General features: G+C 69.7%; 14 protein-coding genes. All 14 read right to left on the reverse strand.

What is annotated here, in order from left to right; genetic code table 11:
• Positions 1–29: 29 nt before the first annotated feature.
• Positions 30–827 carry a rhamnogalacturonan acetylesterase gene (locus AB0I77_RS11430; protein ID WP_363282218.1) on the reverse strand — a complete coding sequence of 266 codons (798 nt, stop codon included), beginning with the start codon at positions 825–827 and terminating at the stop codon, positions 30–32.
• 170 nt (positions 828–997) lie between these two features.
• Positions 998–2347, reverse strand: a complete 1350-nt coding sequence (locus AB0I77_RS11435; protein WP_363282219.1) for a sugar ABC transporter substrate-binding protein — start codon at positions 2345–2347, stop codon at positions 998–1000.
• A gap of 51 nt (positions 2348–2398) precedes the next feature.
• On the reverse strand, positions 2399–4387 hold the full coding sequence (locus tag AB0I77_RS11440; RefSeq protein WP_363282220.1) for a pectinesterase family protein: 1989 nt from the start codon (positions 4385–4387) through the stop codon (positions 2399–2401).
• 44 nt (positions 4388–4431) lie between these two features.
• A complete protein-coding gene (locus tag AB0I77_RS11445; RefSeq protein ID WP_363282221.1) occupies positions 4432–5940 on the reverse strand; it encodes a family 43 glycosylhydrolase in 1509 nt (502 codons plus the stop codon).
• A complete protein-coding gene (locus AB0I77_RS11450; RefSeq protein ID WP_363282222.1) occupies positions 5937–6785 on the reverse strand; it encodes a PmoA family protein in 849 nt (282 codons plus the stop codon). Before AB0I77_RS11450 ends, AB0I77_RS11445 begins: the two co-directional genes overlap by 4 nt.
• Complete coding sequence (locus tag AB0I77_RS11455; RefSeq protein ID WP_363282406.1) at positions 6785–7939, reverse strand: Gfo/Idh/MocA family oxidoreductase; 1155 nt, start codon at positions 7937–7939, stop codon at positions 6785–6787. Before AB0I77_RS11455 ends, AB0I77_RS11450 begins: the two co-directional genes overlap by 1 nt.
• A gap of 5 nt (positions 7940–7944) precedes the next feature.
• The gene (locus tag AB0I77_RS11460) at positions 7945–9246 is read right to left on the reverse strand and encodes a pectate lyase (protein ID WP_363282223.1); all 1302 of its coding nucleotides are present in this window, start codon (positions 9244–9246) and stop codon (positions 7945–7947) included.
• Positions 9243–10139: a carbohydrate ABC transporter permease gene (locus AB0I77_RS11465; RefSeq protein ID WP_363282224.1), complete on the reverse strand. Its 897-nt coding sequence runs from the start codon at positions 10137–10139 to the stop codon at positions 9243–9245. The genes AB0I77_RS11460 and AB0I77_RS11465 overlap by 4 nt, the downstream gene beginning before the upstream one ends.
• The gene (locus AB0I77_RS11470) at positions 10136–11071 is read right to left on the reverse strand and encodes a sugar ABC transporter permease (RefSeq protein ID WP_363282225.1); all 936 of its coding nucleotides are present in this window, start codon (positions 11069–11071) and stop codon (positions 10136–10138) included. The genes AB0I77_RS11465 and AB0I77_RS11470 overlap by 4 nt, the downstream gene beginning before the upstream one ends.
• A 201-nt stretch (positions 11072–11272) precedes the next feature.
• Positions 11273–13009, reverse strand: a complete 1737-nt coding sequence (gene araD, locus AB0I77_RS11475) for an L-arabinonate dehydratase (protein WP_363282226.1) — start codon at positions 13007–13009, stop codon at positions 11273–11275.
• Positions 13006–13914 (reverse strand): dihydrodipicolinate synthase family protein, encoded by a 909-nt coding sequence (locus AB0I77_RS11480; protein ID WP_363282227.1) that lies wholly within the window; start codon positions 13912–13914, stop codon positions 13006–13008. Before AB0I77_RS11480 ends, araD begins: the two co-directional genes overlap by 4 nt.
• On the reverse strand, positions 13911–14579 hold the full coding sequence (locus tag AB0I77_RS11485; RefSeq protein ID WP_363282228.1) for a GntR family transcriptional regulator: 669 nt from the start codon (positions 14577–14579) through the stop codon (positions 13911–13913). The genes AB0I77_RS11480 and AB0I77_RS11485 overlap by 4 nt, the downstream gene beginning before the upstream one ends.
• 157 nt (positions 14580–14736) lie before the next feature.
• On the reverse strand, positions 14737–14922 hold the full coding sequence (locus tag AB0I77_RS11490) for a hypothetical protein (RefSeq protein ID WP_363282229.1): 186 nt from the start codon (positions 14920–14922) through the stop codon (positions 14737–14739).
• A gap of 71 nt (positions 14923–14993) precedes the next feature.
• Complete coding sequence (locus tag AB0I77_RS11495) at positions 14994–15596, reverse strand: TIGR03086 family metal-binding protein (RefSeq protein ID WP_363282230.1); 603 nt, start codon at positions 15594–15596, stop codon at positions 14994–14996.
• Positions 15597–15698 lie beyond the last annotated feature (102 nt).

Consider the following 15698-nt stretch of genomic DNA (forward strand, 5'->3'; position numbering starts at 1 on the left):
GCGGCTCTCTTTTCTGCGGGTCGGGATGGTTACGCGGCGGCCTGCGGCCAGGTGATCCAGGACGTGGGGATCTCGTCGTCGAGCCGACGTACGTCCCGCGGGGTCAGCACCCGTTCACGCAGCAGTTCCTGGGCCGCGAGCCGCGCCACGGCGATCGCGCCCGGCGGGTTGAAGTGCGTGTTGTCCTGCTCCGTCGCGGTCCAGTTGAAGTACGTCTTCGTCCCCTCGACCCCGAGCTCCTGCCACAGCGCGAGCGACAGGGCCTGGAGGTCGAGCAGCGCCACGCGCTCCTCCTGGGCGAGCGCACGCATCGCCGCCGGATAGTCGCCGTGGCTCGGCACGGCGTTGCCGCTCGCGTCGAACCTCCTGCGCTCCACGGGCGTGGCGAGCACCGGCCGGGCACCACGGGCCCGGGCACCGTCGACGTACTGGCGCAGATAGTCCTGGTACGTCGTCCACGGCTCGGTGTAACGAGTCGGGTCTTCCGCCTTCTCGTCGTTGTGCGCGAACTGAATGAGCAGGAAGTCGCCCGGCTGGATCGCGGCGAGGACGACGTCGAGGCGCCCCTCGTCGACAAAGCTCTTGGAACTACGCCCGTTCACAGCGTGGTTGGCGACCGGCCGGCCCTTCTGGAGAAAGAAGGGGAGCGCCATGCCCCACCCGGTCTCGGGGGCGGCGGCGGCGTACTTCTGGGCGGCGGTGGAATCACCGGCGATATACAGAGTGCGAGACCTTCCCGACGAGGCGAAGGCGGGCGCCGTCGAACCGACGGCGAGAGGAACGGCGGCGAAAGCCGCGGTGGTTACCTGTCTGCGGGTGAGCGACACGACGATGTGCCTTTCTGGACAGTCTTACGAAATACGGTGCCTTTCAAGTGGGGGGAACACCCCGCGCCCCAAAGGGGCGCGGGGCAGTGCCCGATATGCGGCTCCGCCGCGTGGGCGCGACCAGCCACAACAAACCCGCAGCCGGCCAAAAACCAGACACGACCGAGCTCTCAGCCGTTCTGTTCGCTCCACTCAGCCTGAGCGGTGTTCAACTGCTCGGCCAACGTGTCCAGAAATTCCTTCGCACTCATCTTCCCGAGCAGCACCTTCTGGAAGTTCGGCTCATTGTCCGACTTCGAGATCGTGCCCCAGTCCGGCAGGTAGTACGGCAGCTGCACAATGGTCGTAGAGCCATCGCTCAGCGCGGCCGCGGCCAACTTCGTCGGCTCCGCCTCGGACACCCACGGGTCCTTCGCCGCATCGGTGTTCGCCGGAACCTGCCCCGCCGACTCGTTGAACTTCGAGTTCTCCGCGTGCGAGGTGGCGAACTCGATGAACTTCCAGGCGGCTTCCTTGTTCTTCGAGCTCTGGAACAACCCGAGCCCGTCAACGGGGTTGGAGACCTGGACCCGCTTGCCGGAGGGACCGACCGGCTGCGGAATTCCCCGGAACTTGTCCGCCCCGAACGCCTTCACGTGGTCCTGGTACGACCCCAGGTTGTGGTTCAGCATTCCGATCGTGCCGGAGTCCCACTGGGCGACCATCTTGGTGAAGTCGTTGTTCAGGTCGGCGGCCGGAGTGACCTTCTTGAAGAGGGCCGCGTACTTCTCCAGGGCTTCGACGTTCTTCGGGTCGTTGACCGTGGTCTTCTCGCCGCTCGCGTCCCAGAACGACGTGATGCCGGACTGCCCGTACATCGCGTCCAGCGCCTGGGCGATGGAACCGGCGCCACCGCGGATGGTGTAGCCGAACTCGTTCTTGCCCGCGTTGGTGAGCTTGTCCGCGGCCTTGTAGAAGTTGTCCCAGGTCGTCGGCTCCGCCAGGCCCGCCTTCTCGAACAGGTCGGTGCGGTAGTAGAGGACGCCGTTGTTGGCGGAGGTCGGGATCGAGTACAGCGTGTCGTCCGCGCCGCCGGCCGCCTTCAGCGACTTGACCATGTCCTCGTTGAGCTTGCCGTTGAGGGAGGACTTGGCCAGACGGTCGTCCAGCGGCTCCAGCGCGTTCTGCGCGGCGATCGCCGCGATCATCGCCGCGCCGACACCGCCGACGTCCGGCAGACCGCCGCCCTGGATGGCGGTGTCGACCTTGGACTGGTACTCGGTGGAGGCGATCCCGACGTACTCGACGTCGATGGACGGGTTCGCCTTCTCGAAGTCGGCGATGACCTCCTTCCAGATGTCGGTGCGGACACCGCCGTTGTTGTCCCAGAAGACGATCTTGCCCTTGCCGCTTCCCTCGTCGCCCTTGTCGCCCCCCGAGCCGCTGCCGTCGTCGCCGCAGGCGGTGGCGGTCAGGGCGAGCACGGAACCCAGGGCGACGGCTATGGCAGCGCGCCTGCTTCTGCGGATGCTGATCTTCATTGGTCGGCTCTCTTTTCTGGATCCAGCGGAGATATGAAGTTGTGGGGGGTTTCAGTGGCGGGCATGGGGCGCCCAGCCGTCCGTGCCCTTGAGGTAGTTCGCGACGGTGTGTTCCCGGGCCTGGTCAGCGCTCATCTGCGGCCGGTCCGCCGTCACGGCCGCCCCCGGCCCGTAAGTCCGGTACTCGGCGAACCGCGCGTCCTTCCACGAGAAGCCGCCCATGTCGGTCCACGGGGAGGACTTGATCGCGGCGGGCAGCTCGGTGTTCTTGAACAGCACCTGGGCGACGGCGTTCGGCTCCCCGCCCGGGTGCCACGGCCGCCCCAGGTGGAAGGACCCCGCGGGCGCGTCGCTCACCACCTTCGACCCGGTGATCAGGAACCCGTACGGGTTGCCCGTCCAGGTCGAAGCGGCCGTGATGTAGCCGTTGTTGGTGCTGGAGCCCCGGCTCAGGGCGCGGATGACGGACCGCTCGATCACGGTCGTCGCCCGCCCGTAGACGAAGTCGACATCGCCCTCGATGTACGAGTCGCGGATATAGACCCGGCTGATCACGTCCAGCTTGGGGCTGTCGGTCATCAGGGTGTCCTGGTTGCCCAGGAAGGCGGTGTTCTCGAAGACGATCCGGTCGCCGGTCGTCTTCATGGCGAGGGCCTGCTCGCCGCTGAGTTCGACCGCGGCCTCGTCGAAGTCGTTGCTGAAGGTGAGGTTGCGGGCCGTGACGTCGTTCGCCGCGATCCGTACGGTCGCGCTCCCGGTGGAGCCGCCGTACGCGGCGGGCGTGTCGTAGACGATGACGGTGTCGGAGCGATCGTGTCCAGTCCCCTGCAGCACGATGTTCGGCTTGGTCGCGGGGATGAGGACCTTCGCCCGGTACGTGCCCGGCGCGACGGCGATCGTCACCGGGACGGTGTTGCCTTCGGGCACGGCGTCCACGGCGGCCTGGACGGTGGGGTAGTCGGCCGGGACGTTCAGCGTCACCGCTTCGCCGATCCGCTTCTGCGGTCCGGAGAACTTGGTCACCAACGCGGGCACGGCCGCCGCCGGGTCCAGCCGGTAGTCGTAGAAGTCACGCGGATCGAAGGCCGTACCCCACTCGTCGTGCCGGCCCGTCGTGTTCTTCAGGATCGACCCGCGCTGTACCAACTCCGCGGTGGCGTCGGCCTGGTAGGGGTGCTGGACGTCACGGTAGTAGCTGTTCTCGATGACCATCCTGGTCCGGCCGCGCGACCAGTTGCCGTACGTCCACACGGGGTCGCCAGGATCCACCTGGGCCGTCAGGTAGTTGTTGTACAGGTGCGCGTAGGCGGCGTTGTCCACGGACGGGTTGCGCTGCTTGGTGCCGGAGAACAGGTTGTGGTCGATCGTGATCTGTGTCTTGACGTTGGTCGTCCAACCCAGTCCGAAGGTCTTGTTGTTGTTCTCGAAGCGGTTGTAGGAGACGGTCACGTACTCGCTGTCCTTGCGGACGTCCAGCTGCCCGTCGCAGATGTTCGAGAAGCGGTTGTGGTCGACCCACACGTGGTGGACGGTGTCCATCTGGATGCCGTCGAAGTCGGTGTCCTTGCAGTCCCAGTTGCCCTCGACCGCCGAGTCACGGATCGTCAGATTGCGGATGATCACGTTGCTCGTACCGGGGTTGAGATGCAGCTCCCCGTGGACGATCTCGCCTCTGTCGCCGACACCGATGACGGTCTTGTCCGAGGCCACGACGATATCCGCGCCGAACGGCTCGACGGCGATCGAGCCCGCCACCCGTATGACGTACGGCTCCTCGGCCGCCGCGTACTTCGCCAGTGAGGCCTGGTCGGTGACGGTGACGACCTTGCCGCCCGCGCCGCCGGTGGTGCCGCCGGCGAGGGAGGCGAAACCGTGCGGCTGGTCGCTCCAGCGGTCCGCGGTGGCCGAGGCGGGGCCGGGGACGGCGGCCTTCGCCTCCCCGATCGCCCCGAGGCCCAGCGCGGCCACGAGGCCGACCACGGCGGCCACGATCTTGCCGTGCCCAGGTCTCGGCAAGCGCTTGCTATGGAGGTGCGTCATTGCGGCTCCCAACAGGCGTACAACTGGCGTAGGGGTGCGGTGGGTTACAGGTCGGTGATCCGGAACTGCGTGAACGTCGCCGCGCCGGCGTGCCCCGGGCCGACGGGCGCGAGGGCGAACAAGCCGAGCAGGGCACCGACCCAGCGCCAGGGGGTGGCGGCGAACACCTGGCCGGAGGGGCGCAGGCCGTCTCCGACGTCGTAGAAGAAGCGGCAGCGGGCCCCCGCGCCGATCTCGATCCGCAGGCGTGCGCGTCCCTCGGGCGCGAGCCGCGGGTGGTCGGCGTCCCGTTCCTTCTCCGCGACCTGCTCCGCGAACCGGTGCACGAGGTGGACCGGGCCGTCGGCCCCCCGCTGGAGTCCGATCCAGCTGAAGGCGTCCCCGAGGACCGCGAGTCCGGCCCGCGCCCCCGGATCCTCGCCGTGCAGCTTCAGCTCCACCTCGACGGCGCACGGGGTGCCGGGCAGCCGCTGGGTGAGCACGCTGGGCAGTTTGCGCAGGTCGTGCACGTCGGCCGAGCGGACGCAGGCCAGCCTGAGGCCGTCCCCGGAGTGCTGGGTGGCCCAGCCGTCCTGCGGGTTGGCGGTCCACTCCCACTGACGGCCGAAGCGTCCGCCGGGGAAGTCGTCGTCGGTGGCGGGCACGGCGGCCGGCTGCGGCGGCAGGTCCGGTCGCCGGTGTACGGCGACGGGGGCGCCGTCCTCGCCCAGCACCGGCCAGCCGTCCGCGCCCCAGCGCATCGGCTGGAGGTGGACGACCCGGCCGTAAGGGCCGCGCTGCTGGAAGTGCAGGAACCAGTCCTCGCCGGACGGGGTGCGCACCCAGCCGCCCTGGTGGGGGCCGTTGACGTCGGTGTCCTTCTGTTCCAGGACGACCTTCTCCTCGTACGGCCCGAAGAAGTGGCGTGAGCGGAAGGCGCCCTGCCAGCCGGTCTCCACGCTCCCGGCGGGGGCGAGGATCCAGAACCAGCCGTCGTGCCGGTAGAGCTTGGGGCCTTCGAGGGTGAACCAACCGGGGATGCGGTCGCCGTCGACGATCACCTTGCCCTCATCGAGGAGGGAGGTGCCGTCGGGGTGCATACGGTGGCCGGTCAGGCGGTTCTTGATGCCCGACCGGGACTTGGCCCAGGCGTGCACGAGGTAGGCCTCGCCGGTCTCCTCGTCCCACAGGGGGCAGGGGTCGATGAGCCCCTTGCCCTCCTTGAGGAGATGCGGGCGGGTCCAGGGGCCGCGTATCCCGGGGGCGTTGACCTGGAAGATGCCCTGGTCGGGGTCGCCCCAGAAGATCCAGAAGCGCTCGTCGTGGTACCGCAACGCCGGTGCCCAGACCCCGCAGTCGTGGCGCGGGGACCTGAACTCGCTCGCCGGTTCCAGGCGTTCGACGGCGTGGCCGACCAGGGTCCAGTTGACCAGGTCGCGGGAGTGCAGCAGCGGCAGTCCGGGGGCGCGGCCGAAGCTGGACGCGGTGAGGTAGAAGTCGTCGCCGACGCGGACGACGTCCGGGTCGGACCAGTCGGCGTTCAGGACGGGATTCGTATACGTCTCGGCGCTCACAGGCTCACCGCCTTGCGGACGAGGGCCGCGGCCCCGTCCCGGTCGAGGCGCCCGTCGGCGACCACGGTGATGATCCGCCGTACGACGGTGTCGCCGGGCTCGATCGGCAGCCGCTCCTCGCACGCCAGCGACGAGCCGACGCCCGGGTACTCGGCGGTGCGCACGAACCACGGGTCCCGGCGGGTCTGTTCGGTGGCCCCGGCGAAGACCAGGGTCCAGCCGGCGCCGGCCAGGGCGAGCCAGTCGGCGCGGGTGCCGTGGATCCGGTCCTCGCCCTCGGTGGTGGCGGTGAACACGTCCGGGGCCTCGGATTCCTTGCGGGCCCGCCAGAAGAAGCCGCCGTAGGCCGCTCCCGGCCGCCCGTTGGTGGCGGGGCTGCCGATCGACAGCGGGCGCGGGGTGACATTGGTGAGGGAGAAGGTGAAGTCCAACGCCCAGGCCGTGTCGGTGAGTTCGGTGGCCGCGACGGTACGGCGCTCGCGCAGCAGCTCGGCCGCGGCGGCCACCCAGCGCAGCTCCTCCACGAAGCCGTCGGGATCGCGCAGCTGGAACGTGGCGTGGCGCTGGGCGCCGTGGTTGTCCAGCTCGGTCGGGCCCTGGTCGCGGACGTAGGTGCGTCCGCCCCAGAAGTTGGCCCCCTCGACGTCGGGAACGGCGACACCGACGCCGAGGTGGTGGATGTGGTCGGCGGGGCTGAGTTCGGTGACCGCCGTGCCGGCCAGGGTGGTGACGGGGTGCAGATACGGGCGTGGGGAGAGCCGTTCCGGCAGCTCGGGCCGGGTGACGTACCGGCCGACCGGGCGGCCCGCGACGCGCAGCACCGGCGTGTCGTTGGCGGTCGTCATCAGGTGCTCACCTCTTTGCGTGGGGCGTTGGGGAGCGCCCAGGGGGCGCCCAGCTCTGAGTAGAGGGCGAGGGAGTCGGCGGCGGCCGCGACGAGTCCGTCGATGCCGGGGACGACCCGGCGCCCCTCGTCGGGCAGCAGGTGCCAGGCCCCGTCCGGCAGCGCGAGCGGTTCGGGGGCCGTCCGGATCGCTTCGACGACCTTCATGAAGGCGCCCGTGGCGTCCGGGGTGACCAGCAGGCCGGTGCCGTCGGCGAGGTGCTCGACGAGGTTTTCCAGCAGGTCGGTGCGGCCGTACTCGTACTCCTCGGGCCCGTGGTCGGCCCGCTGGAGCAGGACGCGGTCCTGCTTGTACCAGAAGGTGATCCGGCCGTGGTCGCCGTGCACCACGACGTAGGGCTCGTCCGGGTCCTCGGCGCACAGCGTCGCGGCGACGACGACCGGGAGGCCGCCGGCGGTCGTGACGCGGACGCACGAGCTGTCGTCGGACTCGATGTCGTTGGCGCGCAACAGCTCGGTCTCGATCTCGGTGACGTCCTCGGCGTGCCGGGCGCCGGCCAGCGCGAGGGCGGTGGCGACGGCGTGCGCGAGCGGGTTGGTCAGCACCCCGTCGATCACGTCGACGCCGTTCATCCGCCGCTTGCCCGCCCAGGGCGCCCGCCGGTAGTACGCCTCCGGCCGGGCCCAGGCGCCGGCCCCGCCGACGCCCTCCAGCTCGCCGATCGCGCCCTCGGCGATCAGTTCCCGGATCGCGGGCACCGCGTGCGAGCCCAGCGACTGGAAGCCGATCTGGCAGGCGACACCGGCCGCGGCGACCCCGTCGGCCATCCGGCGGAACTCGGCGTACGAGGGGGCGGGCGGCTTCTCCAGGAGGAGGTGCACACCCTTGTCCGCGGCCGTCAGCGCGAGGTCCGTGTGCGTCGGGATCGGGGTGCAGATCACGGCGATCCGGGCGCCGGTGGCCTCCAGCAGCTCGCCGAAGTCGGCGGACTGCTCGGGCGTGCCCAGGCCCTCGGGGATCTCGTCCGCGGTCAGCGGGGTCAGCTCGCAGATCCCCGCCAGCCGGACGATCCCCTTGTCCTGGAGCCGGCGGATGTTGTCGAGGTGCCAGCGGCCGTGGCCACGTGCCCCGGCCAGGACTACGGGTACGTTCATCTCGGTCACGGAATCCTCCCTGCGCCCGCGCCGCGTGCCACCTCACGGTCGGCCGTGGCGGCGCTGTCGATCTTTGTGTGCAGGGTAGGTGTCCAGCCGACGTCGGCCGTGAGGTCACGCTCACTGGCCGAGTTGTAGGCGTTGTAGATGGTGAGAAGATCCACCGGATAGCCGTTGAAGACGTTGCCGCTCGTGTGCAGGGCGGTGCCGTTCCAGCTCTTGACCAGGTCGGCGGCCTCGACGTGACCGGGGGTGGTGAAGGCGTTGTTCTGGGCGTGGATCGCCGATTCGGTGGAGACACCGACGGAGTAGCGGTAGTCGTGGGCGTCTTCCGGGACGACGTACCGGTTGTTGTAGAGATGCACCTGGCCGAAGCGGACGCGCGGGGCGCGCTGGACGACCGACTCGAACTCGTTGTGGTGCAGGGTCACCCGGAGCTTGCCGCGGTCGCCGACGGCCGTGTCGCCGTTGCCGATCAGCATCGCCTTGTCGTGGTCGGCGAACCGGCTCCAGGAGACGGTGACCAGGTCGGAGCCGCCTGTGATGTCCAGCAGACCGTCGTGGCGCAGGTAGTTGCGGCCGAAGTAGGTGGGTTCCTTCTCGTCCGGGTGGCCCTTGTCGGAGGCCGTGACGTGGTCGACCCAGACGTGGGTGGCGCCGCGCAGCCAGAGGGTGTCGTACGCCGTCTTCCAGTCGCCGAGGCCGCCGGTGTTGGGCTGCCAGACGGGGAAGCAGTCGTAGGCGTCACGGAGTTCGAGGTTGCGGATGATCACGTTGTCCGCGTCGCTGACCTGGAGGCTGCCGCCCTTGAGGACGGCCTTGGAGCCGAGGCCGACGATCGTGGTGTTGGAGCCGACCGGGAGGACGACCCGCTCGGCCTGCTTGGCCGCCGACGCCTGGCGGGCCTCCTCCTGCGGGCCGCTGGGCTTGGCCGCGCCCCAGGTGCGGGGATCGTAGGCGGCCAGGTACTTCTTGGTGCTGTAGCCGCCGGTGGTGTAGTCGGCGCAGTCGAGGCGGTCGCCGTCGTCGTCGGTGTTGGCGTCGATCGTCCCGGCGATCTTGATGATCTTCGGGGTGTCGCTGCCGCCGTCGAGGGCGCGGACCAGTTCGGCCCGGTCGGTGACCGTGTACACGTGGGCGTCGTCGGCCGCCGCGCCTCCGGTGGTGCCGGTGCCATACGCCGCCCAGCCGTCGTTCGCGGGCAGGGTGTCGCGGCCGAGGTCGCGGGTCTCGGCGCCCGCGGGCGTACCCAGTACGGCCAACAGGCCGACGCCAGCGGTGAGTTGAAGGACTCTGTGCATCGTCATCCCTTCACCGCCCCCGCGCTGAAGCCCGTGATCAGCCACTTCTGGATGAAGGCGAACACGATCACGACGGGCACCGCGGCGATGATGCCGCCCGCGGCGAGCGCGCCGAGGTCGACGCTGTCCGCGCTCATCAGGGTGTTGAGGCCGACGGGGATGGTCTGCTTGCTCTGGTTGTTCAGGAACATCAGGGCGAACAGGAAGTGGTTCCAGGAGTGCACGAAGGCGAAGGAGCCGACGGCGATCAGCCCGGGCCGCAGCAGCGGCAGGACCACGATCCGGAAGGCGGTGAACCGGTTGCAGCCGTCGACCCAGGCCGCCTCTTCCAGCGAGTACGGCACGTTCTTGATGAAGTTGCTGATCAGGATCATCGACAGCGGCAGCTGGAAGACCGTCTCCGCGATGATGACGCTGCCCAGCGAGTTGATCATGTTGAGCTCGGCGAAGATCTCGAACAGCGGCACCAGGAGCAGCGCGCCCGGCACGAACTGGGAGCACAGCAGGGCCAGCATGAACGCCTGCTTGATCTTGAAGTTGAACCGGGCGAGGGCATAGCCGCCGGCCAGCGCGACCAGGGTCGTCATCACCAGGGTGGCGAGGCCGACGAGCAGGCTGTTCTCGAAGTAGGTCGCGAAGCTCCGCTCCGTCCACACCTTCTCGAAGTGGTCGAAGGTCATCGGCCAGGGCACCAGCGAGGTCGAGCCGGCCGGGCGCAGCGCGAAGAGCACGATCCAGTAGAAGGGGATCAGGGTGAAGACGAGGTAGATCGACAGGGGCAGATAGATCTGCCAGCGCGGGGCCTCGTCCCAGGCGGGGCGCTTCTTGGCCGGGCGGCGCGGTTCGGGGCCCGCGCGCCGGGGAGCCGGTGCGACCGCGATGGCCTCCTTGGTGCTCACTTGTCCCCACCTCCGAACTTGCTCAGGCGCAGATAGACCATCGAGCAGAAGAGCAGGATCACGAACGCGACCGTGGTCAGGGCGGACGCGTAGCCGAAGTTGTGGGCGTCGACGCTGGTGTTGGCGATGTAGAGCGGGAGGGTCGTCGTCTCGCCCGCGGGTCCGCCGCCGGTGAGGGTGTAGAGCAGGTCGACGTTGTTGAACTCCCACACCGCGCGCAGCAGGGTGGACAGGATGATGGCGTCCTTCAGGTGCGGCAGCGTGATGTGCCAGAACTGCTTGACGCGGCTCGCCCCGTCGACCTCGGCGGCCTCGTACAGGTCCTTCGACACGGACTGGAGGTCGGCGAGGATGAGGATCGCGAAGAAGGGGACACCGCGCCACAGGTCGGCGATGACCGCCGCCGGGAACACGGTCGAGGTGTCCGACAGCCAGCTCGTGCCGTAGCTGCCGATGCCCATGTCCGCGAGGTAACGGGTGATGCCCGTCTGGGAGTTGTAGAGCAGCACCCAGATCGCCGAGGTCAGCACGCCGGAGACGGCCCAGGGCGAGAAGACCATGGCGCGTCCCAGCCCCCGGCCCACGAAGGTCTGGTTGACGATGAGGGCCAGCGCCAGACCGAACAGCAGCTGGAGCCCGACCTCGACGACGACCCACTTGGCGCTGAAGACCAGCGTGTCCCAGAACACCGGGTCTTCGGTGAAGGCGTGGACGAAGTTGTCGAAGCCCGCGTAGCCGTTGCGCCACGGTTTGGTGGGGTTGTAGTTCTGCAGGCTGTAGTAGAAGACGCTGATCACCGGGTAGGCGATGAAGCCCATCATGAGCAGGGCCGCCGGGGCGATCAGCAGGTAGGGCAGCCTGCGCGGCGTGGCGGAGGCACGGCGCCGCCGGGGTGGCGCGGGCGGTTTCGCCACGGCTGCGGCTTGGGCCATGACAGTTCTCCGTTCTGGTACGTCGTGCGTGCTTCGTGCGGGTGGTGCGGATGGTGCAGTTGTGTTGCTTGTGGTGCAGGTGGTCCGAGTTGGGCGGGTAGTGCGGGTGATACGTCCGTCGTGCGTCCGTCATGCGTTCCCGTGGAGGAAGCGCTTTCTCCCTGTACAGGGGTGTGCCAGGTCGTGCCCTGCTGCGGTGGTTCAGCCCGCGTACGGGTCCTGCACCTTGCCCGGACGGGCCAGGAACTCGAAGTCACAGCCGGTGTCGGCCTGCGTGATCTGTTCGTTGTAGAGCGCGCCGTAGCCGCGCTCGTAACGGACGGGCGGCGGTGTCCACTGCGCCCGGCGCCGCTCCAACTCCTCGTCGTCCACGAGGAGTTGGAGGGTGCGCGCCTCGACGTCGAGGGCGATCGTGTCCCCGGTGCGGACCAGGGCCAGCGGACCGCCGACGTACGACTCCGGGGCGACGTGCAGGACGCACGTGCCGTAACTCGTGCCGCTCATCCGGGCGTCGGAGATCCGCACCATGTCCCGCACGCCCTGCTTGAGCAGGTGGTCGGGCAGGGGCAGCATCCCGTACTCGGGCATGCCCGGGCCGCCCTTGGGTCCCGCGTTGCGCAGGACCAGCACACTGTCGGCGGTGATGTTCAGCGACGGGTCGTTGATGGTGCGCTGCATCGTCCGGTAGTCGTCGAAGACGACGGCGGTACCGGTGTGCTTGAGCAGGTGCGGTTCCGCGGCGATGTGCTTGATGACGGCGCCGTCCGGGCAGAGGTTGCCGCGCAGGACGGCGACCCCGCCCTCGCTCGCGACCGGGTTGTCCCGGGGGCGGATGACGTCGTCGTTGTGCACCTGCGCGCCGGCGATCTGCTCGCGCATCGTGTCGTACGCGACGGTCGGCCGGTCCAGGTGGAGCAGGTCCGGGATCCGGGAGAGGAACCCGGGCAGACCGCCGGCGAAGTGGAAGTCCTCCATCAGGTACGTCTGTCCGCCGGGCCGGACGTTGGCGAGCACCGGGACCGTGCGGGCGATGCGGTCGAAGTCGTCGAGGGTGAGCGTGACACCCGCGCGACCCGCCATGGCGATGAGGTGGATGACGGCGTTGGTGGAGCCGCCGAGGCCCAGGACGGTGGTGACCGCGTCCTCGAAGGCGTCACGGGTGAGTAAGTGGGAGAGCTTGCGGTCCTTGTGGACCAGTTCGACGATCCGCAGGCCCGCCGCCGCCGCCATCCGGTCGTGTCCGGAGTCGACGGCGGGGATGCTGGAGGCGCCCGGGACCGTGACGCCGAGGGCCTCGGCGGCGGCGGTCAGGGTGGACGCCGTACCCATCGTCATGCAGTGCCCGGGCGAGCGCGCGAGGCCGCTCTCCAGCTCGGTCATCTCGCAGTCGCTGATGAGACCGGCCCGCTTGTCGTCCCAGTACTTCCACATGTCGGTGCCGGAGCCGAGGACCTCGTTGCGCCAGTGGCCCGGCAGCATCGGCCCGGCGGGCACGAAGACGGCGGGCAGGTCGACGCTCGCGGCGCCCATCAGGAGGGCGGGCGTGGACTTGTCGCAGCCGCCCATCAGGACGGCGCCGTCGACCGGGTAGGACCGCAGCAGCTCCTCGGTCTCCATCGCGAGCATGTTGCGGTAGAGCATCGGAGTCGGCTTCTGGAAGGTCTCGGAGAGGGTGGAGACCGGGAATTCCAGGGGGAAGCCGCCTGCCTGCCACACCCCGCGCTTCACGGCCTGGGCCCGGTCCCGCAGATGCACATGGCAGGGGTTGATGTCCGACCAGGTGTTGAGGATCGCGATGACGGGCTTGCCGAGGTGCTCCTCGGGCAGGTAGCCGAGCTGGCGGGTGCGGGCGCGGTGGCTGAAGGAGCGCAGGCCCTCGGTGCCGTACCACTGGTGGCTTCTGAGCTCTTCGGGGCGCTTGCTGATCTGCTCGTTCATATGGACCACCCGGCTGCTATGGCGGCGACTTCCGCCCGCTCGTCCTCGGGCAACTGCCTGCTCGGCGGCCGGACGTCGCGACGGCACAGGCCGAGGGAGGCGAGGGCCTCCTTGACGACGGTGACGTTGTTGGCCGAGCCGTTGGCGGCGCGCAGTTCCTCGAAGCGGCGGATCTGCTCCCAGACCTTCATGGCGGCCGGATAGTCACCGGATCGAAGCGCCTCGATCATGTTCAGCGAAACGGACGGGGCGACGTTCACGAGCCCCGAGGTGAACCCGGTGGCGCCCGCGGAGAAGTACGAGGGCGCGTAGGGCTCGGCGAGACCGGCCACCCACACGAAGCGGTCGAGGCCGGCGTCGCGGGCGAACGCCGCGAACCTGGCCGCGTCCGGGACGGCGTACTTCACGCCGATCACATTGGGGCAGGCGTCGGCGAGTTCGGCGAGGCGGACACCGTGCAGCTGCGCGTTGCGGATGTACGGGACGACGCCCAGCTCGGGCACGGCCTCGGCGATGGCGCGGTGGTAGTCGACCCAGCCGCTCTGCGAGACGTACGGGTGGACGGGCTGGTGCACCATCACCATCCCGGCCCCGCGCTCGCGGGCGTGCCGGGCGGAGGCGACGGCGGTGGGGACGTCATGCCCGACGCCGACGAGGATCATGGCCCGCTCCCCCGCCTCGTCGATGGTCAACTCGGTGACGAGCTGCCGCTCTTGAGGGGTGAGGGCGTAGAACTCGCCGGTGTTGCCGTTGGGGGTCAGGGTCCTGACCCCGCCGTCGAGCAGACGACGCAACAGGGCCCGGTGGGCGGCCGGGTCGACGGAGCCGTCCTCGGCGAACGGGGTCACCGGGATCGCGACCACGTCGGCCAGGGCCGTCCGCTGGGTCTCGAACGTCGTGGTCATGCCGGACCGTCCTCTCCCTGGGCCTCGGACTCCGCGTGCGGAAAGGCCCGCTCGACGAACGACGCGATGTGGGCGTGCAGGGCGCGCCCCGCGCCGTCGGCGTCACCGGCCAGGGCGAGCCGCAGGATCTCCCGGTGCTCGCCGGCCTCCCGCTCCCAGGAGGGCGAGGCCGCCCAGGCGACGGCGGAGACGAGGGCGGCCTGGTCGCGGACCTCGTCGAGCATCCGGCCGAGCAGCGGGTTGCCGCACGGCAGGTACAGGGCGCGGTGGAACTCCCGGTTGGCCAGGGACCGCTCGGCGGTGTCGGTCGCCGCGTCGGCCCTGGTCAGCGCAGTGCGGGCGGCGTCGAGGGAGGCCCCGCGCCGGACGGCGCGCTTGAGTGCCTCCGGCTCCAGGAGCACCCGCACGTCGTAGACCTCGCGCGCCATGTCCGCGTCCACCATGCGCACCGTGACGCCCTTGTACTGGCTCATCACGACGAGCCCTGTGCCGGCCAGGGTCTTGAGCGCCTCGCGCACAGGGGTCTTGGACACCCCGAACTGTGCGGCGAGTTCGGTCTCGACCAGGGCCTGACCGGGCGTCAACTGCCCGGTGAGGATGCGGTGTTTGATCCCTTCCTGCACGTACTGCGTGCGGGAGGGGATCGGCGTGGGCACAGAGGTCATGCGCGCCTCTCGGATCTCGCGTATCGGATCTCACGTATCGCGTCTCATATATGACGTACGAAGTACGACGCGTTGAACCTAGGAGCGGGCCTGTGTTTCGTCAATGCTTCCGACAAAGGAAGTTGAGGTTGCGCTGAGGAACCGTCAGACGGTGGGGTCAGGGCCGCCTGTTCGCCATCGCGACGCGCGTCGATCGGAGCGAGCCCTCCATGGCGGGCCGGTACAGGGCGGACAGCAGGTCGGCGCTGCGGTCGGCATGCGGACGGGAGATCCGGATCGCGCTCAGCCGTGTGAGACGAGTGTTGCCGCTGCAACTCGCGAGGCTCCCGGGACGGGGGATCACGGTTTCGGCGTAACGGCCGGCGGGGGTTCGGCTTCGGCGTACGGGTGATTACGGCGTCGGGGTACGGGTGATCACGGCTTCGGCGCCCAGCCCGGGTCCCGCCCGCTCAACCCCACCGCACGGTCGAGCAGCGGAGCCTGTGACGGGACCGGGACGACGGGGCCGAAGATGCCGCCGCCGCGGGTCGGGTCGTCCGCCGACTCGAGGAGGAAGTCGTACGCCGCCCGCAACGCGGCGGGGTCGGGGTCGTACGGCCGGCCGGTCGCCCGGGCCAGGTCCCAGCCGTGGATCACGATCTCGTCGGCCGCGATGGCACCGGCGACCGCGCCGGGCAGGTCCACGCCGCCCGCGCGGGTCATGCCGGTCCAGGCGGCCGGGTCCCGCCAGGCCTCGGCCAGCTCGTCGAGCACCTGAGGAAGGGCCGCACGCCAGCCGGGCCCGATGTCCGGCAGGGAGTCGGTCGGGCTGGTGTCGGTCGTGACGCCCAGGTTCTTCCGCCCGGCGTCCCGGAAGGCGGTGGCGAGTCCGAGCAGATGCCCCAGCATGTGGTGCACGGCGTACTCCGGACACGGCGTCGGGGCGTCCAGCTGGTTCTCGGCCACCCCTTCGACGAGGCGTGCCACGATCAGGGCCTGCTGCCCCAGGTCGAGCGTCGTCGGTGTCGTAGCGCCCATGGTCGGCTCCTCTGCTGGTCACGGCGTCGTCAGTGGGTAGACCGTCGGCCGTACGAAAACTCATCGCACCCGCCCCCAAGATCATGCTCGAGAGTGCTGGTC

It is taken from the genome of Streptomyces sp. NPDC050619, from assembly GCF_040654815.1.
GTDB lineage: Bacteria > Actinomycetota > Actinomycetes > Streptomycetales > Streptomycetaceae > Streptomyces.